This window comes from Microbacterium sp. LEMMJ01, assembly GCF_002114135.1.
Lineage (GTDB): Bacteria > Actinomycetota > Actinomycetes > Actinomycetales > Microbacteriaceae > Microbacterium.
Map to the genome: position 1 here is coordinate 434,677 of NZ_NCTV01000030.1, position 16,347 is coordinate 451,023.

21 protein-coding genes are annotated in these 16,347 nt (G+C 72.4%); 12 read left to right on the forward strand and 9 right to left on the reverse strand.

Annotated features, from left to right (window positions below):
- Window positions 1-28: 28 nt before the first annotated feature.
- The 3 genes from B7W94_RS10985 (at window position 29) to B7W94_RS10995 (ending at window position 2,085) form a co-directional block, all read left to right on the forward strand.
- Entirely contained in the window at window positions 29-823 is a 795-nt protein-coding gene (locus B7W94_RS10985; RefSeq protein ID WP_085606446.1) for an EI24 domain-containing protein, read from the forward strand.
- Window positions 823-1,596 carry a DNA-formamidopyrimidine glycosylase family protein gene (locus B7W94_RS10990; RefSeq protein ID WP_085606448.1) on the forward strand — a complete coding sequence of 258 codons (774 nt, stop codon included), beginning with the start codon at window positions 823-825 and terminating at the stop codon, window positions 1,594-1,596. The genes B7W94_RS10985 and B7W94_RS10990 overlap by 1 nt, the downstream gene beginning before the upstream one ends.
- A gap of 81 nt (window positions 1,597-1,677) precedes the next feature.
- Window positions 1,678-2,085, forward strand: a complete 408-nt coding sequence (locus tag B7W94_RS10995) for a DapH/DapD/GlmU-related protein (protein WP_025102471.1) — start codon at window positions 1,678-1,680, stop codon at window positions 2,083-2,085.
- 6 nt (window positions 2,086-2,091) lie between these two features.
- Here B7W94_RS10995 and B7W94_RS11000 read toward each other — a convergent pair whose 3' ends face one another.
- Complete coding sequence (locus B7W94_RS11000; protein WP_085606450.1) at window positions 2,092-2,751, reverse strand: LuxR C-terminal-related transcriptional regulator; 660 nt, start codon at window positions 2,749-2,751, stop codon at window positions 2,092-2,094.
- Complete coding sequence (locus B7W94_RS11005) at window positions 2,744-3,970, reverse strand: ATP-binding protein (RefSeq protein ID WP_085606452.1); 1,227 nt, start codon at window positions 3,968-3,970, stop codon at window positions 2,744-2,746. Before B7W94_RS11005 ends, B7W94_RS11000 begins: the two co-directional genes overlap by 8 nt.
- 114 nt (window positions 3,971-4,084) lie before the next feature.
- Between B7W94_RS11005 and B7W94_RS11010 the strand changes: the two genes are divergently transcribed.
- From B7W94_RS11010 to B7W94_RS11030, 5 genes are read left to right on the forward strand one after another with little or no spacing between them, the layout of a single operon-like run.
- Window positions 4,085-5,647 (forward strand): PspC domain-containing protein, encoded by a 1,563-nt coding sequence (locus B7W94_RS11010; protein ID WP_085606454.1) that lies wholly within the window; start codon window positions 4,085-4,087, stop codon window positions 5,645-5,647.
- Window positions 5,644-5,919, forward strand: coding sequence for a hypothetical protein (locus B7W94_RS11015; RefSeq protein ID WP_085606456.1), 276 nt, complete (start codon window positions 5,644-5,646; stop codon window positions 5,917-5,919). Before B7W94_RS11010 ends, B7W94_RS11015 begins: the two co-directional genes overlap by 4 nt.
- A gap of 10 nt (window positions 5,920-5,929) precedes the next feature.
- Window positions 5,930-6,679, forward strand: coding sequence for a substrate-binding domain-containing protein (locus B7W94_RS11020; protein WP_085606458.1), 750 nt, complete (start codon window positions 5,930-5,932; stop codon window positions 6,677-6,679).
- A 40-nt stretch (window positions 6,680-6,719) separates the two neighbouring features.
- The gene (locus B7W94_RS11025; protein WP_085606460.1) at window positions 6,720-7,436 is read left to right on the forward strand and encodes a glutamine amidotransferase-related protein; all 717 of its coding nucleotides are present in this window, start codon (window positions 6,720-6,722) and stop codon (window positions 7,434-7,436) included.
- 45 nt (window positions 7,437-7,481) lie between these two features.
- The gene (locus B7W94_RS11030; protein ID WP_062765390.1) at window positions 7,482-7,667 is read left to right on the forward strand and encodes a hypothetical protein; all 186 of its coding nucleotides are present in this window, start codon (window positions 7,482-7,484) and stop codon (window positions 7,665-7,667) included.
- 78 nt (window positions 7,668-7,745) lie between these two features.
- Here the strand turns inward: B7W94_RS11030 and B7W94_RS11035 are convergent, their stop codons facing one another.
- Together B7W94_RS11035 and B7W94_RS11040 are read right to left on the reverse strand one after the other, a co-directional pair.
- Entirely contained in the window at window positions 7,746-8,216 is a 471-nt protein-coding gene (locus B7W94_RS11035) for a hypothetical protein (RefSeq protein ID WP_062765395.1), read from the reverse strand.
- Complete coding sequence (locus B7W94_RS11040) at window positions 8,213-9,427, reverse strand: cation:proton antiporter (protein ID WP_085606462.1); 1,215 nt, start codon at window positions 9,425-9,427, stop codon at window positions 8,213-8,215. The genes B7W94_RS11035 and B7W94_RS11040 overlap by 4 nt, the downstream gene beginning before the upstream one ends.
- A gap of 83 nt (window positions 9,428-9,510) precedes the next feature.
- Between B7W94_RS11040 and purU the strand changes: the two genes are divergently transcribed.
- Entirely contained in the window at window positions 9,511-10,362 is an 852-nt protein-coding gene (gene purU, locus B7W94_RS11045; protein ID WP_062632982.1) for a formyltetrahydrofolate deformylase, read from the forward strand.
- 28 nt (window positions 10,363-10,390) lie between these two features.
- On the opposite strand, the gene B7W94_RS11050 is transcribed toward purU, so the two are convergent.
- Entirely contained in the window at window positions 10,391-11,428 is a 1,038-nt protein-coding gene (locus B7W94_RS11050; protein WP_085606464.1) for an NAD(P)H-dependent flavin oxidoreductase, read from the reverse strand.
- Window positions 11,429-11,521: 93 nt separating this feature from the next.
- On the opposite strand from B7W94_RS11050, the gene B7W94_RS11055 reads away from it, so the two are divergent.
- Window positions 11,522-11,794 (forward strand): DUF6412 domain-containing protein, encoded by a 273-nt coding sequence (locus tag B7W94_RS11055; protein ID WP_085606466.1) that lies wholly within the window; start codon window positions 11,522-11,524, stop codon window positions 11,792-11,794.
- A gap of 64 nt (window positions 11,795-11,858) precedes the next feature.
- Complete coding sequence (locus B7W94_RS11060) at window positions 11,859-12,623, forward strand: YidC/Oxa1 family membrane protein insertase (protein WP_085606468.1); 765 nt, start codon at window positions 11,859-11,861, stop codon at window positions 12,621-12,623.
- Window positions 12,624-12,645: 22 nt separating this feature from the next.
- Here B7W94_RS11060 and B7W94_RS11065 read toward each other — a convergent pair whose 3' ends face one another.
- From B7W94_RS11065 to B7W94_RS11075, 3 genes are all read right to left on the reverse strand, one after another.
- Window positions 12,646-13,563 carry an EamA family transporter gene (locus B7W94_RS11065; protein ID WP_062632992.1) on the reverse strand — a complete coding sequence of 306 codons (918 nt, stop codon included), beginning with the start codon at window positions 13,561-13,563 and terminating at the stop codon, window positions 12,646-12,648.
- Window positions 13,564-13,622: 59 nt separating this feature from the next.
- Complete coding sequence (locus tag B7W94_RS11070) at window positions 13,623-14,522, reverse strand: SDR family oxidoreductase (RefSeq protein ID WP_085606470.1); 900 nt, start codon at window positions 14,520-14,522, stop codon at window positions 13,623-13,625.
- Window positions 14,523-14,634: 112 nt separating this feature from the next.
- Window positions 14,635-14,973 (reverse strand): DUF7882 family protein, encoded by a 339-nt coding sequence (locus B7W94_RS11075; protein WP_085606472.1) that lies wholly within the window; start codon window positions 14,971-14,973, stop codon window positions 14,635-14,637.
- Between the two features lie 198 nt (window positions 14,974-15,171).
- On the opposite strand from B7W94_RS11075, the gene B7W94_RS11080 reads away from it, so the two are divergent.
- On the forward strand, window positions 15,172-15,705 hold the full coding sequence (locus B7W94_RS11080; protein WP_085606474.1) for an FHA domain-containing protein: 534 nt from the start codon (window positions 15,172-15,174) through the stop codon (window positions 15,703-15,705).
- On the opposite strand, the gene B7W94_RS11085 is transcribed toward B7W94_RS11080, so the two are convergent.
- Window positions 15,681-16,346 carry a DUF6766 family protein gene (locus B7W94_RS11085; protein ID WP_085606475.1) on the reverse strand — a complete coding sequence of 222 codons (666 nt, stop codon included), beginning with the start codon at window positions 16,344-16,346 and terminating at the stop codon, window positions 15,681-15,683. The genes B7W94_RS11080 and B7W94_RS11085 overlap by 25 nt on opposite strands.
- Window position 16,347: the final 1 nt, after the last annotated feature.

Below are 16,347 nucleotides of genomic sequence, written 5' to 3' on the forward strand. Positions count from 1 at the left end.
CACTACTGACCCCCCCTACCCTGGAGCCATGATCCGAGAGTTCGCCGCCGGCGTCCGCACCCTGTTCCGCGGCTTCGGCGTGTGGCGCACCCGTCCGGGCCTGATGGCGCTCGGGCTCGTCCCCGCGATCATCGCGCTCGTGCTCCTCGCCGCCGTCCTCGTGCCGCTGATCCTGTCGATGCCCTCGCTGTCGGCCTGGCTCACCCCCTTCGCCGATGGATGGGTCGAGCCCTGGCGCGGGTTCCTGCGGACCGCGGTCAGCCTCGTGGTGGTCGCCGCCGCGCTCGCGCTGGCCAGTTCGGTGTTCAGCGCCCTCACCCTCACGATCGGCGACCCGTTCTACCAGCGGATCTGGCACGCCGTGGAGAAGGATCTCGGCGACCCGCCGCCCGCCGACGGCGGCAGTTTCTGGACCGCCGTCGGTGAAGGTCTCCGACTGGTCGTGCTCGGCCTCCTCATCGCCCTCCTCGTGCTCCTCATCGGCCTCGTGCCCGGTGTCGGCGGCGTCCTCGGCGCGGTGTCCGGCGTGGTCCTCACGGGCCGCCTGCTCGCGCGGGAGCTGACCGGTCGAGCCTTCGATGCGCGCGATCTCAGCCCCGCCGCCCGCGCCGCGCTGTTCTCCGGCAGTCGCGCCCGCGTGCTCGGCTTCGGGGTCGCCACCCAGCTCTGCTTCCTCATCCCGGGCGGCGCCGTCGCCGTGATGCCGGCCGCGGTCGCGGGAAGCACGATGCTGGCGCGCGACATGCAGGCCCGCACCCCGCTCGCGGTCGCCACCCCCGCACCGGCGCCGGGAAAGCACGACCGCACGACCGGGATCGCCTGATGCCCGAGGGCGATACCGTCTTCCGCACGGCCCGCCGCCTAGACGAGGCCCTCGCGGGCGGCGAGGTCACGCGCTTCGACCTCCGCGTGCCGCGCTTCGCGACCCTCGATCTGACCGGACAGCGCGTGCAGGGCGCCGTCCCTCGCGGGAAGCACCTGCTGCTGCGGATCGGCGAGAGCACGCTGCATTCGCATCTGCGCATGGACGGCGCCTGGTTCGTGTACCGGCCCGGTGAGAAGTGGCGGCATCCGGCGTTCAAGGTGCGGGCGATCGTGGGCACGGCGGAGCGCGAGGCGGTCGGCGTGGACGTCGCCGAAGTCGAGGTCGTCCCCACCCGCGATGAAGACGACCTCGTCGGCTACCTCGGCCCCGACCCCCTCGCCGCCGACTGGGACCCGATCGAGGCCGCGCGACGACTCAGCGCCGACACCCGGGCCATCCACGTCGCCCTGCTCGATCAGCGCAACGTCGCGGGCTTCGGCAACGAGTACGCGGCAGAACTCCTGTTCCTCCGCGGAATCCTGCCGACCACTCCGACCCCGGAGGTCGACGTCGCCGCCCTCCTCGACCTGGGCGTGCGGACCATCCGCGCGAACCGCGACCGCCGCAACCGCACCTTCACCGGCATCGACCGCCCAGGGCAGGCGACGTGGGTCTACGGACGCGCCGGACGCCCCTGCCGACGCTGCGGAACCCTCATCCGCCGCGGGGAGCTGGGGGCCGATCCGACCCGCGAGCGGATCACGTTCTGGTGCCCTCGGTGTCAGCGTTGAGCCGTATCCATCCGCGGGAATGAATATCCCCCTCCCGTGGTTGTTGATATATCCGGAGAACTCCGGAGCACGGGAGGAATCGTGGGCAAGAACTACGTCGACATCGAGAACGACCACGGAGCGACGCTGCGGTACCGCAAGCACGCCAACGGTCGCGGTCTCGTCGCGCATGGCGCCAAGGTGCATCCGAAGGCGCACATCGAGGCGGGAGCCTACATCGAACCGGGAGCACGCGTCGGAGCGGGGGCCATCGTCGCCCGCGGTGCGTGGGTGGACGAGGACGCCGTGATCGGCGAGGGCGCGTACATCGACGCCCACGCGCACGTCGGCCAGGGCGCGGCGGTCGGCGATCACGCGCACGTCGGCGTCCGCACCGACATCGGCGCCGGGGCCCGCATCGTGCGAGGCGCCCGCATCGGCGACGACGAGACGGTCGCGGCGGGGCTCACCGTCGCCACCGATCAGAAGGGTCTCTGGCTGGCGGCCTGACCGCTCTCAGAGCAGTCGCCGCTCCGAGGCCCACGCGGTGAGCTCGTGGCGGGAGGAGAGCTGCAGCTTGCGCAGCACGGACGACACGTGCGTCTCGACGGTCTTGATGGAGATGAAGAGGGCTGCGGCTACTTCTTTGTACGCGTAGCCGCGGGCGATCAGTCGCATCACCTCCTGCTCGCGCGAGGAAAGGCGGTCGAGCTCGTCCGTCGCGGTGGCGGTCTCGCCGGCCACGGCGCCGAACGCGTCGAGCACGAACCCCGCGAGCCGCGGCGAGAACACCGCGTCCCCCTCGGCGACGGCGCGCACGGCCTCGCTCACCTCGCGGCCCGATGACCCCTTGGTGATGTAGCCGCGCGCCCCGGCCCGGATCACCCGCACGACGTCGGCCGCCGCATCGGAGACGCTCAGGGCGAGGAACCGCGTCGTGGTCGGTCGCGTCCCTCGGATCACGGCCTCCCCACCCGTCGCGTCGTCGCCCTCACCGCCGGGGAGGTGCACATCGAGGAGCACCACGTCCGGGGCCGTCTCCACGATCACGGCGATCGCTGAGGGCACGTCCGCCGCCTCGCCCACGACCTCGACGCTCGCATCGAGATCGGCCCGCAGGCCCGAGCGGAAGATGGAGTGGTCGTCGACGATCACGACGCGGAGACGGTCAGCCACGGGGCTCCTGTCGGATCGGTCCCCGCTCCGGGGACGAGATGGTGGGCAGGCGCAGATGCACCTCGGTACCGGCGTCGTCGCTGCGCACCGACCCCGTGCCGCCCGCGCGACGCAGCCGCCCGATGATCGACTCCCGCACGCCGAGCCGATCGCCGGGCACCTCGTCGAGCCGGAATCCGGGACCGCGGTCGCGGACGAACACGTCGACGCCGTCGACACGACCCTCGATGTAGACGGAGATCTCGCCGCCCGCGTGCCGGGCGGCGTTCAGCATCGCCTCCCGGGCCGCGGCCGCCAGTTCCCCGCTCGCCCGCTCCGCCGACAGCCCGGCCGAGACCACCTCGATCCGGACCGGGTGGTCGATCTCGAGCGCTCCGGCGTAGTCGCGCAGGTCGGTCGGCAGGTCGCTGTCCGCCGGAGCATCGCCGTCGTACAGCCAGGCACGCAGCTCCCGCTCCTGCGCGCGGGCCAGCCGTGCCGCCTCGCTCGATGCCCCGGCCCGGTTCTGGATGAGGGCGAGCGTCTGCAGCACCGAGTCGTGCAGGTGGGCGGCCATGACGCTGCGCTGCTCCTCCCGGATGCGGCGCACGCGCTCCCCCGCCAGCTCCCGCCAGCGCGGGATGAGGGCCGAGGCCACCACCGCCACCAGCCCGGCCAGCGGGAGCAGCACGAGCACGACACCCGAGCGCGCGATCGGCCACGAGAGGAGCAGGAGGACCACGAGGCCGAGGATGAGCACCGCGAGGATGCGGACGGTGGTGGTGTGCCGAGGGCCGCGGGCCGTGTCGGTGCGATCGATGAGCGTGGCCCACAGCCCGGAGGCGGTCGCGCACAGCGTGGTGCCGCCGACGACCACGGCCGCCGTTCCCGGAGGGATCGAGCCGTTCAGCCAGTCGCTGCCCCCGCGCCACACCACGACGACGAGGGCACCGACGGCCGCGGGGACCAGCAGGAGCCAGGCGACCGGGAGGCGATGCGTCGGCGCCGTCGTCCCCTCCGTCCACGGCATGAAGGTCCAGCACCAGGCGTACAGGAGCACACCCGCGCCGCCGCAGAGCGTCAGGGCGACGAACAGCGCCCGCACCAGCCCGACGCGCACACCGAGGTGGCGTGCGAGCCCGGCGCTCACTCCGGTCACGAGAGCATCGCGATCACGGGTCAGCGCCGGACGCGCGGTCGCCGGCGCGGGGCCGGGGAGCGTGGAGACGGCGGAGGGCATACGGTCATCCAATCATCCGCCTCCGCTCTCCGGGACCTCCCTGTCGCGGAATCAGGGTGCGCTCAGGGGATCCCCCCATGGCCCCGCGGCGCCGCCGACCGCGAGGATCGACTCATGACGATTCCGACCGCTCCGCCACCGCCCGCCGACCACGAGGCACCGGCACCGGAAGCGCCCCGTCGACCGCGCGGCGCCGACCGGTTCCTGCTGTGGGTCGCCGGCCTCGGGGTGGTGCGCACCGACGGCTGGCTCGGCGGTGTCGCGGCGGGCATCGCGATCCGCCTCCGCATCGATCCGCTGATCGTGCGCGGGGTCCTCGTCGTCGCCGCCCTCTTCGGCCTTCCGGCCCTGTTCCTGTACGCCCTCGCCTGGGCGGTGCTGCCGGACGTCGACGGCCGCGTGCATCTGCGTGATCTGCTGCAGCGCCGGTACGACCCCGTGCAGCTCGGCATCCTCGCCCTCGCCGTGATCGGCCTCTTCCCGACGGCGCCGCTCACCGGGCGCCTGTTCGGCCTCGGATACGACGGCTGGTCGGCACTGTCGACGGTCACCTGGGTGGTCGGGCTCGTGCTCGCCGCCGCCTTGCTCTTCCTCATCGTGCGTGCCGCGCGCCGCACTCCGGGCGCTTCCGCGCCGGATCCGGCGGGGGCTTCCGCAGATCCGGCGGCCCCGGCCGCGTCCGCCCCCGACGCGGGGTCGGGTCCCGCCACGGGGGCGGACGCCATTCCCTCCACGGCGACGGACGCTCCGGTCTCGGTACCGCTCGCCGACGCCGTCGGGCACGACGTCCTCGCCATCCCCGCACCTCCCGCACCCCTGCCTCCGGGCACCCAGGATCCCGCCGCGCTGGAGGCGTGGCGCGCCCAGCACGCCGCCTGGAAGGAGCAGGATCAGGCCTGGCGCCGGCAGCAGCAGGATGCGGAGCGAGCCGCACGCGACCAGCTCCGCCGGGAGCGTCAGGCCGAGGCGGCCGTGTTCGCCGCCGCAGCCGCGGAGCGCCGACGTCTCCGCCGCGCGTCGAATCCGCGCGCCGGCTTCCCGTTCGTCATGACCGCCCTCGGACTCGCGATCGTCGTCGGCGCCAGCGTGGGACTCGCCGTCGGTGAAGCCCTCGGCGGCGCGCTGGGGCTGTTGTCCGGCGCGCTGGTCCTGGCCCTGGCGATGATCACGGCCGGAGCCCTCCGTCGCCGCAGCGGCGCCCTGGCCTTCCTCACCGTGGTGACGCTGGCCGCGGGTCTCCTCACGGGCTTCCTGTCCACGATGCCCGGTCTCACCCTCGGGTACGCCTCTCTCACGAACAACCAGGAGGCGCACGTCCGACAGCCGTTCGGCGACCTGTACCTGCAGCTCCACCGGCACGACGGCGGCCCCCGCCCCATCGAGATCGAGAAGGGGTCGGGGCGGACCGAGATCTTCGTCGACGCCGGCGTGCAGCTGCAGCTCCGCGGCACTGTCGGCGACGACGTGGAGGTGAGCTGGCTCCGCGTCGACCCGGACGATCCGATGGTCATGGACACCGGCGTCATCGCCGCCACGCCGCGGGGTGACGAGAACGTCATCTCCGCGAACATCTCCGCCGAGGAGGGCAGTCCCTCGACGATCCAGCCCGTGACCATCGACCAGGCGAGCGGCGTCATCGTCGTGACCCTGCAGGAGCCCGAGGAGGGCCAGGAATGAGCACCGAGACCATGACCGCACCCCGGGTGCGCTGGGCAGCCGTCATCTGGGGGACGACCTTCGCCGCGATCGCCGCGGGGGCGCTGTGGTTCCTCACCGATGCGAAGCGCCGCGCCGCGCTGGCCGATGGCGTGGGGACGATGACTCCCGCCACCCTGCTCACGATCGTGCTCCTCACGGCCGGGGCCCTGTTCCTCGTAGGCGGTGTCGCCGGACTGGTCCGGCGGACCCAGCGGAACTCCCCCGCCGAGGACTCGGAGGACGCCGAGTAGCCTGGATCCCATGGCGCACCAGGGACGACGACCCGCGAAGGGCTCCGGCAAGGGCTCACCCGCCCACCGGGGCCGTGCCGCGGGCAGCGGCTCACGCCAGGGGAAGCCGGCTCCGCGCCGCGCCCACCGCGCCGAGAAGGTGGTGTTCGACGCACCGGCCGCCGCACCCGAGGAGCCGCGGACGTTCCGCCTCGGTGCCGTGCCCGGAGCGACGCCGGGCAAGTGGATCGACACGTGGAAGCGGCGCCTGCCCCACGTGGCCCTCGAACTCGTCCCGATCGAGGTCTCCGGGCAGCGAGAGGCGCTCGACGATCTCGACGCCGCCCTCGTGCGCCTCCCGCTGGACGACGACGCCCTGCACGTCATCCCGCTGTACGACGAGGTCCCGGTCGTCGTGGCCTCGACCGATTCGCACCTGCTCGCGGCGGACGAGCTGACGACCGCCGACCTCGACGGCGAGGTGCTGCACTCCCTGTCCGACGACGTGCTCGGGCCTGTGGAGGTGCCGGGCACCATCCCCCCACGCGGCGGCCCCCTGTCGACCGCCGACGCGATCGCCACGGCGGCGACGGGTGTCGGCATCGTCCTCGTGCCGATGTCGCTGGCCCGACTGCACCACCGGAAGGACGCCGACTACCGGGTCCTCGCCGACGGCCCGGTCTCGACGGTCGCCCTCGCCTGGCCGCGCGACCGGACCACGCCCGACGTCGAGACGTTCGTCGGGATCGTGCGAGGACGCACCGCGAACTCGTCCCGCTGAGCCGTCGGGACCGGACCCTCCCCCTCGTTAGAATCGCCTGATGGCCTCGCTTCTCTACGTCTGCGTGCGACCCGAGACCGGGGCGGCGGATGCCGAGCACGCCTCGTTCCGGCGGGCCCTCGGGGTCGACGTGGTCGATCGTCTCGATCTGCTGCACGAGCCGCTGGCCGAAGCCCACCTCGACCGCTACCGCGGCGTCGTCATCGGCGGCTCTCCCTTCAACGTCACCGACGTCGAGAAGACCCCGGTGCAGCGGCGGGTGGAGGCCGACCTGGAGACGCTCGCCCATGCGGCACGGGAACAGCGGATCGCCGCGTTCTTCACCTGCTTCAGCATCGGGGTGCTCACCCGGCTCCTCGGTGGCGAGGTCGTGACGACCATGCCGGAGGCGGCGAGCGCGACGGTCATCGAGACGACACCGCAGGGCGCCGTCGATCCCGTGTTTGGCCCGTCCGGCCCCGCGCTCACCGTGTTCACCGCGCACAAGGAGAGCGCCGCGACGACTCCGCCGGGGGCCGTTCTGCTCGCCACCAACGCGGCCTGCCCCGTGCAGGCCTACCGGGTGGGGACGCACCTGTACGCCGCGCAGTTCCATCCCGAGCCGACGCCGCGCGACTTCGCCGATCGGATGACGTTCTACCGCACGACGGGGTACTTCGATCCGGCGCAGTTCGACGCGGTGCAGCAGGAGGTCCTCGCGGCCTCGGTCACCGAGGGCGCCGCCCTGCTCCGCCGCTTCGCCGAGCTGTTCGGCTGAGCGATACCCGGCGCGTAGAGGTGGCGTCGACGGCAGAATGCAGGGATGAAGTCTGTATGGATCGTGTTCGACGACGAGGATGACGCTGGCATCTACGGCGTCTTCGACAACCGCGAGGACGCGGATACCTATGCCGATGAGGTCAGTCACATGTCCTCGAATGGCATGAAGATTGCGGATTTTCCGGTGCCATGGCGCCTGACGGACAGGGCCACGCGCATAGAGATCTGACACCTCGCGGTGGGTCGGAGCGCATGTGCTCGCTCTTACAGACGAGGCGACGGTCGACGCCGAGACGTTCGGCTGAGATCAGGACGGCGCGTCGCCGCGGAGCAGCGGGATGCGCTCGCGCAGGTAGGCATCCAGCGGCATGAAACCGCCCGCCTGACTCCAGCGCACCGACGGCACGCCGTCAAGGAGCGCGAGCGGACCGGAGGAGCCTCCGGCGTCCACCGCGTCGACGTCGATCACGCTCCAGCCGACGTGCACGACATCCCCCTCGTGGAAGCCGCCGCGCAGGGCGAGGGCCCGGCGCTCGGCCCGTGCGCGCGCCGACTCGGCGGTGTATCCCCGACGCCCCGGGTCCGCCGCGCGGAGCACCTCCGCCGTCGCCAGGGCATGCGTGTCGGTGAGCAGGATGACGCCGAGGTGCCAGGCCTCGCCGACACGGACGATCCGACGCCCGCGCCAGCGCGAGTCCTTCTCCTCGCCCAGCCCCTCCTTGGGGGCACCGGCGAGATCCTGCACGGCCTGGGTCAGCAGGGCGGAGGCGGTGGTCACAGCTCCCCCAGCGTGGTCTGGTCGGCAAGGCGCGGGCCCGCGACCTGCGCACGATCGCCCCGCAGCGTCATCCCGATCAGCGGGTACAGGAGCACCGACAGCATGCCCGCCCCGACCAGCGCGGCCGCGGTCCCGGAGTCGAGCATGTCCTGATCCACGCCGATCGCTGTGACCGCGACGATGATCGGCAGCCCGGTGGCTGCGAGCAGGCCGAGCGCGGCGCGGTCGCGTCCGCTCGCGCCCGCCGGGGCGGACAGCTGGGCGGCCGATCCGCGGATCACCAGGAGCGCCAGCAGGAACACCGGCACCAGGGACATCGCCGAGGGAGACGTCACCAGCGCCTGCAGGTCGAAGGTCACCCCCGTGTAGAGGAAGAACACCGGGACGAGGAAGCCGAACGCCAGACCCTCGATCTTGCTCTCGACCTCCGCCGCATCCTTCTCGGGCGCCCGCGCCATGATGATGCGCCAGATGGCCCCCGCGACGAAGGCGCCGAGGAGCATGTCCAGGTCGAGCATCACGCTGAGGCCGACGAGGGCCGCGATGAGGAGGATCACGAAGCGCACCCCGAACTGGTCGGAGGTGTGGAGGGTCGCGCGCACGATGCCGTGCAGGCGCCCGTGCGGCACCCGGTGCGCGACGAGGACGGCGAGTCCCGCCAGCACGACGAAGGTCAGCAGCACCGCCGTGGCCAGGGGCGTCGTCCGGGTGCTGAGGAAGATCGAGATCGCGATCAGCGGCAGGAACTCCCCCACGGCGCCGATCGTGCTGATGGCACGGCCGAACGGGGTGTCCAGCTCCTTCGCATCGCGCAAGATCGGCATCAGCGTGCCGAGAGCGGTCGAGCTCAACGCGATCCCGATGACGACCATGCCCTCGCCCGGGGCGAAGAAGAACCCGAGCCCGATGCCCAGCAGCACGCTGAGCAGCCAGCCCAGCGACGCCCGGGCGAGGGGCTTCCCGGCCACCTGGCGGAAGTCGATCTCCGAGCCGGCGACGAAGAACAGCACCGCCAGGCCGAAGTCGCTGAGCTTCTCCAGAAGGGGGCCCGGTTCGACCCAGCCGAGCACGGCGGGGCCGACGAGGATCCCGAGGACGAGCTCGAACACGACGATCGGCACCCGGACGAGCGGGCGGACGCCGCGAGCCAGAAGCGGTGCGGCCACCGCCAGCAGCGGGATCAGCACCAGTCCGACATCGCTCGCATCCACGGTCTCAGGGTAGCGACGCCGTGGGCGATTCGCTCCCCACCCGCGCGGCACGGCAGAATCGATGCACACCCCGAGGAGCAGCCATGACCCAGCCCGATACCGCCCGCCTGCTGATCGCCTGCGACGACCAGCCCGGCATCGTCGCCGCGGTCGCCGGCGTGCTCGCCCAGCACGGGGCCAACATCATCTCGCTCGACCAGCACTCGACCGACTCCGAGGGCGGGCGGTTCTTCCAGCGCACCGTCATCCACCTCGACGGGCTGGCCGCCGCGCGCCCCGCGCTGGAGGCCGACATCGCGACGGTCGCCGAGCGCTTCGGCATGGAGTGGTCGCTGCACGACGTCGCCCGCCGCAAGCGCGTGGCGATCTTCGTGTCGAAGTACGACCACTGCCTGATGGAGCTGCTGTGGCGCACGCAGCGCGGGCAGCTCGACATCGACATCACCATGGTCGTCTCGAACCACCCCGACCTCGCCGAGGCCGTCCGCTCCTTCGGCGTGCCGTTCGTGCACATCCCCTCGACGGACAAGCAGGCGATGGAGGAGCGTCAGCTCGACCTGCTCCGCGGCAACGTCGACCTCGTCGTGCTCGCCCGGTACATGCAGATCCTCAGCGACGACTTCATCACGCGCCTCGAAGCCCCGGTCATCAACATCCACCACTCGTTCCTGCCCGCGTTCATCGGCGCGAACCCCTACGCCAGGGCGAAGGAGCGCGGCGTGAAGCTGATCGGGGCCACGGCGCACTACGCCACGGCCGACCTCGACGAGGGGCCGATCATCGAGCAGGACGTCACGCGGGTCACGCACTCCGAGTCCGCGGCCGAGCTGCAGAGCCGGGGCGCCGACGTCGAGCGTCTGGTGCTGGCCCGGGCCGTGCAGTGGCACGCCGAGGACCGGGTGATCGTGCACGGCCGCTCGACCGTCATCCTGTAGCGCGCCGCCGCTCAGCGGTCGGCGTTCTTCATCGGCCGGGGACTCCGGCTGCCAGCTCCGCGAAGACCTCGGCAGCGGTGGTCCCGCGCGCGAGCGGGGCGGCCTGCCCCATCCACAGCGACTGCAGCTCGCCGAGATTCTGCTCCCCTGCCGCCGTGCGGAAGCGTCCGGTGAGCCAGTTCTGCATCGGGAACGGGGCGATCGTGCCGCTCGCCTCGATCGCCCGCACCGCGCGGTTGCGGGCTCCGCGGGCGAGGCGTCCGCTCAACGCCCTGGTCAGCACGGTCTCGTCGGCGGCGGTGGTCCGGATGGCGTCGCGGTGCGCTGCCGTCGCGGCGGACTCGGCGGTCGCGAGGAACGCCGTCCCCACCTGCACGCCGGAGGCACCGAGGGCGAAGGCCGCAGCGACCCCGCGGCGGTCCGCGATCCCGCCCGCGGCGATGACGGGCACGTCGACGGCGTCCACGATCTGCGGCACGAGCGCGACGGTGCCCACGAGCGACTCGGCAGCGGGACGGAGGAAGGACACGCGGTGCCCGGCCGCCTCGGCTCCCGAGGCGACGACCGCATCGACTCCGGCCTCGGCGAGCGCGACGGCCTCCGCGACGGTGGTGGCGGTGCCGACGATGCGGATGCCGCGGTCGCGGGCCTCGGCGACGAGAGCGGCGGACGGCACCCCGAACACCACGCTCAGCACGGCCGGGGCGACCTCCCACACCGCGTCGAGCTGTTCGTCGAGCTCGGGGACGTAGCGCTCGGGCCGGGCCGGCACCGGAACCCCGACGGCCTCGTAGAACGGCTCCAGCGCCTGGGCGAAGACCGCGTGCTGCGGGTTCGGCGCGACCTCATCCCCCAGGGGCAGCCAGATGTTCAGGGCGAACGGACGGTCGGTGGCGCGGTGCAGTTCGGCTCCGACAGCGCGGATCCGGTCGCCGTCGTACCCGTACAGCCCGTACGACCCCAGCCCGCCGGCCGCGCTCACCGCCGCCGTCAGCGCCACCGACGAGCTCCCCCCGAACGGTCCCAGCACGATCGGTTGCTCGACTCCCAGAAGTTCTGTCGCCATACCCCGACCGTACGCCCTTCGAATCGCCTGAATGGCTCCATCGGCGGCCCGGATACAGCAATTCAGGCGATTCGAACGGGGTAAGCTCGCGGCATGAGCGAGTGGTTCGGGCAGATGCTCGGCTTCGTCGCGGCCGCGATCGGCCTCGTGACGATGCCGGATGCCGCCGCGCTCGGCCTCGCGATCGCGCTGCTCGCCGTCACGGTCCTCACACTCGCGCTCGTGCTGAGCGTGCGCCACCAGGCCTCCGCCGATGCCCCGCACCCGCTGCGGGCGATCGATGTCGGAACCCTCCTGCCTCAGAGCGATCCGGATGCCGCCGGACACCCTCGTCCGCGAGCGCCGGGAGTCGCGACCGCCGCGTAGTCCGTCCGACCGGGACCGCGCGGCCTTCGCCGACCCCTCCCGACCTCATCGAACGGACCTTCCCGTGGACATCTTCGCCTTCCCTCCCCTCGCCGCGCTCCTGGACGCCGCCTACGGTGCCCTGAACGGCCTCTCCACCCTTCTCGAACCCCTCGCCGGCCCCTCCGCCGCCGCCCTCGCCGTGCTCCTGGTGACCCTCCTCGTACGCGCCCTCCTCATCCCCGTCGGCATCTCCCAGGCCCGAGCCGAGCAGACCAGGGCCCGCCTCGCCCCGAAGCTGCGCGCGCTGCAGCAGCGCCACCGGAAGAACCCGGAGCGCCTGCAGCAGGAGATGATGGCGCTCTACCGCGCCGAGAACACCTCGCCCTTCGCCGGGATGCTGCCCGTGCTGGCGCAGGCACCGGTCGTCGGCCTGCTCTACACGCTGTTCCTGCGACCGGAGATCGCCGGACACCCGAACGAGCTGCTCACCCACGACCTCTTCGGCGCCCCGCTCGGCACGAGCCTGGTGTCGGCCCTGTTCGGCGGCACCGCAACCCCGGCGACGTTCGCCGTCTTCGGCGTGCTGCTGGCCGTGATGATCGCCGTCGCCGAGGTCACCCGGCGGGTGTTCCGACCGGCCCCCGTCGAGGGCGACGACTCTCCACTCAGCTCCCCCGGCATGCTCCGGATGATGGCCGCGCTGCACTACCTCACCGCGGTCTTCGCGGCCTTCGTCCCCCTCGCCGCCGCGCTCTACCTCACGGTCACGGTGGTGTGGACCCTCGTGCAGCGGGTGATGCTGCGCCGCCGTTACCCGCTGCCGCAGCCGGTGGCCGTCCGGGCATGAGAGCCGCCCGACCGGAGGGGCGTCAGTCGGGAAGCGGGATCGGCGCGGTGAACGGTCCCGCGGGGCCGTCGCCCCTCCGGTCGCGGCGCACGCCCAGCGTCGTCCCCACGCTCGCGGCGATCACGAGCGCCACCGCGAGCAGCCGCAGCGGCGTGGCGTCCTGTCCGAGGATGAGCCACCCGGCGAGGGTCGCGAACGCGGGCTCCAGGCTCAGCAGCACGCCGAACACCCGCTGTGGGAGCCGGCGGAGCGCCGCGAGCTCGAAGCTGTACGGGATCACGGACGACAGCACCGCGGTGACCGCCGCGAGCAGGAGGAGCTGCGGATCCAGCGCCACCGTCGCCGCCGCGGGCACGCCCACGGGGATGAGGAGCACCGCCGCGACGACGAGTCCCATCGCGAGACCGCTGCTGCCGGGGATGAGGGCGCCGACACGCGCGCTCATCCGGATGTACATGACCCAGAATCCGGCCGCGATGAGGATGAAGACGACGCCCAGCGGATCGAGGGGTTCGGCGCCGACGAGGCCGTCGACCCCGAGCAGCGCCATGCCCAGCAGGGCCACGCCCACCCAGACTGCGTCGGCGAGACGGCGGGTCAGCACGGCGGCGAGCACGAGCGGCCCGAGGAACTCGATGGCCACGGCCGGCCCCAGGGGGATGCGGTCGATGGCCGCGTAGAAGAACCCGTTCATCGCGGCCAGGGACACCCCGAACAGCACGGCGGCGAGCCACTGCGACCGGGTCCAGGCGCGGGGCCGCGGGCGCACGATGACGACCAGCAGCAGCGCGGCGATCGCGACGCGGAGCGACGTCACGCCCCACGGCCCGAGCACGGGGAAGAGCTGTGCGGCCACGGCGGCGCCGAACGGCAGCGAGAGGCAGGATCCGATGACGAGCGCGACGCCCACGAGGGGTCCGGATGCCGCGGGTCTCTGCACCAGACAAGCTTAGGCGGCGGGGCCCTGCCTCCCCGCCGCCTGTGCCGTCCTCGCGCGGATCAGAGCGGCTTGCCACCCGTCACCGCGAGGACCGCGCCGGATACGTACGACGACTCCGCCGAGGCGAGGTACACGTAGGCACCGGCGAGTTCCGCAGGCTGCCCCGCGCGTCCGAGCGGGGTGTCCTGACCGAACGTCTCCAGGCGCTCGGGCCCCCACCCGGTCGCGGGGATCAGCGGCGTCCAGATCGGCCCCGGCGCGACGGCGTTGACGCGCACGCCGCGCGGCCCGGCCTCCTCCGCGAGCGCCTTGACGAACGCGACCTGCGCCGCCTTCGTCATGGCGTAGTCGATGAGTCCCGGCGACGGCTGCGCCGACTGCACCGACGAGGTCACGATGATGCTGGATCCCGGCTCGAGGTCGGGGAACGCAGCCCGGGCCGAGAAGACGAGGCCGGCGAGGTTCGTGTCGAACACGCGGCGCATCTTCTCGGTGTCGAGGTTCTCGAAGCCGTCGATGTCGTGCTGATAGGCCGCGTTGAGCACGAGCACGTCGAGTCCGCCGAGCTCGCGACGCGCACGGTGCACCGCATCGGTCGCGAAGGCCTCCTCGCGGATGTCGCCCGGGATGCTGACGCCGGTTCGACCGGCTTCGCGGACGAGCGCGAGCGTCTCCTCCGCGTCCGCCTGCTCCTCGGGCATGTGCACGATGGCCACGTCGGCACCCTCGCGGGCGAAGGCGATGGCGACCGCCCGTCCGATGCCGGAATCACCACCGGTGATGAGAGCGCGCCGCCCCTCGAGCCGGCCGTGGCCGACGTAGGACTGCTCGCCGTGGTCCGGCTCCGGGGTCGTCCTCTCGGTGAGGCCCGGCTGATCCTGGCTCTGCGCCGGGAAGCCGTCCTCATGGTGGGCGTGTCGGGGGTCGGTGAGGCCGCCGTCGCGGGTGGTGTCGGTCATGTCCGCTCCTCCTGTCATGGGGCTGTCGATCAGGTCGTGATCGAGCCTCGTGGCTCCGGAGGAGCGACGGCAGGGGGTTGACAGCCCGGGGCGGTCTCCGCGACAGCGGGTGTCAGCCGGCGGAGGGGACGTCGCCGTGCGGGGGCTCGGCGCCCTCGGCGGGCTCGGGGACGAGGTAGAGCCCGCTGGGGGAATTCGCGGTGAAGGCGAGCGCTTCGACCCAGGCCCGGTTGACCGCGGGCTGGCGGCTGCCGAAGTACTTGAAGACGAGAGAGCTGCCCGGCTGGATCCAGACGGTCGTCCGTCCGCCGCCGACGCTGGCGTCCTCGCGCCAGCTGAACGGGAACGGCTCGCCGCGACGCAGCTTGGCCGTGATGACGAGCTGCACGTGCGTGAGCGCCCGATCCTCGATCTCGGTCTTCACGCTGCCTTCGTAGATGAACTTGCCCATCGGGTGATGCTCCTCGGTCGGGTGGTCCTCAGCCCGGCGGACACTGCCGGGATCGGCCTATGGGTAGAGGGTAAGCCCTCGGGCGGGGCGCACGGCAAATCGGCCCCGGAGGGCGATGCGCGCGTCGAAGTCAAGGCCCTGCGCGCGATCCGCGCGGCGATTAGCCTCGAATCATCGACACCCGAGGAGGGCACCGCCATGACTGACCGCCACATCGACGACCGTCCCGACGAGGGCTACACGCCCGGCACCACCCACGCCGAGCGCGGCGCGGGCAACCCGCGACTGCGCGTGCGGCGCGACGACGAGCGCACCGAATTCGCGCTCGACATGGAGGAGGTCCGCATCGGCTCCGCCGCCGGGAACGAGCTGCGCCTCGCCGACACCGAGCCGGTGCACGCGACGGTCGTGCACGACGACCGCGACGAGTACGTGGTGACCCTGCACGCCGACGGCGAGATGAACTCCAACCCCGACGCCGACGCGACCCACCCGGGCGACCGCACGGAGACGCTGCGTACGGGATCGCGCTTCACGGTGGGCCCGTGGGAGCTGGTCTTCGCCCGCGACGAGTTCGCCGACCACGGCCGTCCGTTCGGCGGACGCCAGGGCGGCGAGTACTCCGACCAGCCGCTGCAGGAGGCGCGTGCGGGCTACGACGCCGACGACGAGCGGCTGTCGCAGGCCGACGTCAACGACGAGCGGTCTCAGTCGGACTCCAAGGCCGACTGATGGTGCGGGGTGCCGACGGGCTTCGACTCCGCTGACCCCCGCTGGCGCAGGTAGATCGCGAACGCGACCATCGTCCCCACCGCGAGGAACTCGGACTGCCAGTTCTGCAGCGTGCGGTCCCAGAAGTCGGAGCTGGTCACGTAGTCGCCCCAGGTGATCGCGGCGAGGCCGTGCATCGCGTTCTCCTCGTTCATGACCACTGTCCCGGCGAGCGACTGCGCGAGCCAGGACAGCACGAAAACTGCCCCCATCACGAGCAGCAGCGAGTTGCCGAACACCGCCGCTCGCCACCCGCCCGCCCGGGCCCACCGCGGAGAGTCCGGGCGGGCGTGCGCGCCGACGAGCTGATCGGCATCGCTGCCCGGCCCCTCGTCGCCGGGCTTCTTCGACTCCGGGGAGCCCTTCTGCACGAACCAGATCGTCGCGGCGATGAAGAGGAAGAACTGCAGGAACTCCGACTGCCAGTTCTCGGCGACGTCGACCGCGAAGTCGGACGACCAGAGGAAGTCTCCGAAGCCGATCGTCGGCTGCCCGTGGTCGAGGAGCTCGTCGGGGTTCCGGAGGTAGCCGGCGACGGCCTGTACGTCCAGAGCCAGCAAGAAGAGGGAGAGGAAGAAGAGGATGAGGCCTTGGTCCTTGATC

Bases quoted from the DNA above. Each gene is read 5' to 3' on its own strand.
- B7W94_RS11005 (WP_085606452.1), bottom strand. From the start codon at position 3,970: ATGCCCTCCGCCGTCTCCACGCTCCCCGGCCCCGCGCCGGCGACCGCG.
- B7W94_RS11070 (WP_085606470.1), bottom strand. From the start codon at position 14,522: ATGACCGACACCACCCGCGACGGCGGCCTCACCGACCCCCGACACGCC.
- purU (WP_062632982.1), top strand. From the start codon at position 9,511: ATGACCCAGCCCGATACCGCCCGCCTGCTGATCGCCTGCGACGACCAG.
- B7W94_RS10990 (WP_085606448.1), top strand. From the start codon at position 823: ATGCCCGAGGGCGATACCGTCTTCCGCACGGCCCGCCGCCTAGACGAG.
- B7W94_RS11025 (WP_085606460.1), top strand. From the start codon at position 6,720: ATGGCCTCGCTTCTCTACGTCTGCGTGCGACCCGAGACCGGGGCGGCG.
- B7W94_RS11010 (WP_085606454.1), top strand. From the start codon at position 4,085: ATGACGATTCCGACCGCTCCGCCACCGCCCGCCGACCACGAGGCACCG.
- B7W94_RS11080 (WP_085606474.1), top strand. From the start codon at position 15,172: ATGACTGACCGCCACATCGACGACCGTCCCGACGAGGGCTACACGCCC.
- B7W94_RS11020 (WP_085606458.1), top strand. From the start codon at position 5,930: ATGGCGCACCAGGGACGACGACCCGCGAAGGGCTCCGGCAAGGGCTCA.
- B7W94_RS11055 (WP_085606466.1), top strand. From the start codon at position 11,522: ATGAGCGAGTGGTTCGGGCAGATGCTCGGCTTCGTCGCGGCCGCGATC.
- B7W94_RS11050 (WP_085606464.1), bottom strand. From the start codon at position 11,428: ATGGCGACAGAACTTCTGGGAGTCGAGCAACCGATCGTGCTGGGACCG.
- B7W94_RS10985 (WP_085606446.1), top strand. From the start codon at position 29: ATGATCCGAGAGTTCGCCGCCGGCGTCCGCACCCTGTTCCGCGGCTTC.
- B7W94_RS11030 (WP_062765390.1), top strand. From the start codon at position 7,482: ATGAAGTCTGTATGGATCGTGTTCGACGACGAGGATGACGCTGGCATC.
- B7W94_RS11075 (WP_085606472.1), bottom strand. From the start codon at position 14,973: ATGGGCAAGTTCATCTACGAAGGCAGCGTGAAGACCGAGATCGAGGAT.
- B7W94_RS11015 (WP_085606456.1), top strand. From the start codon at position 5,644: ATGAGCACCGAGACCATGACCGCACCCCGGGTGCGCTGGGCAGCCGTC.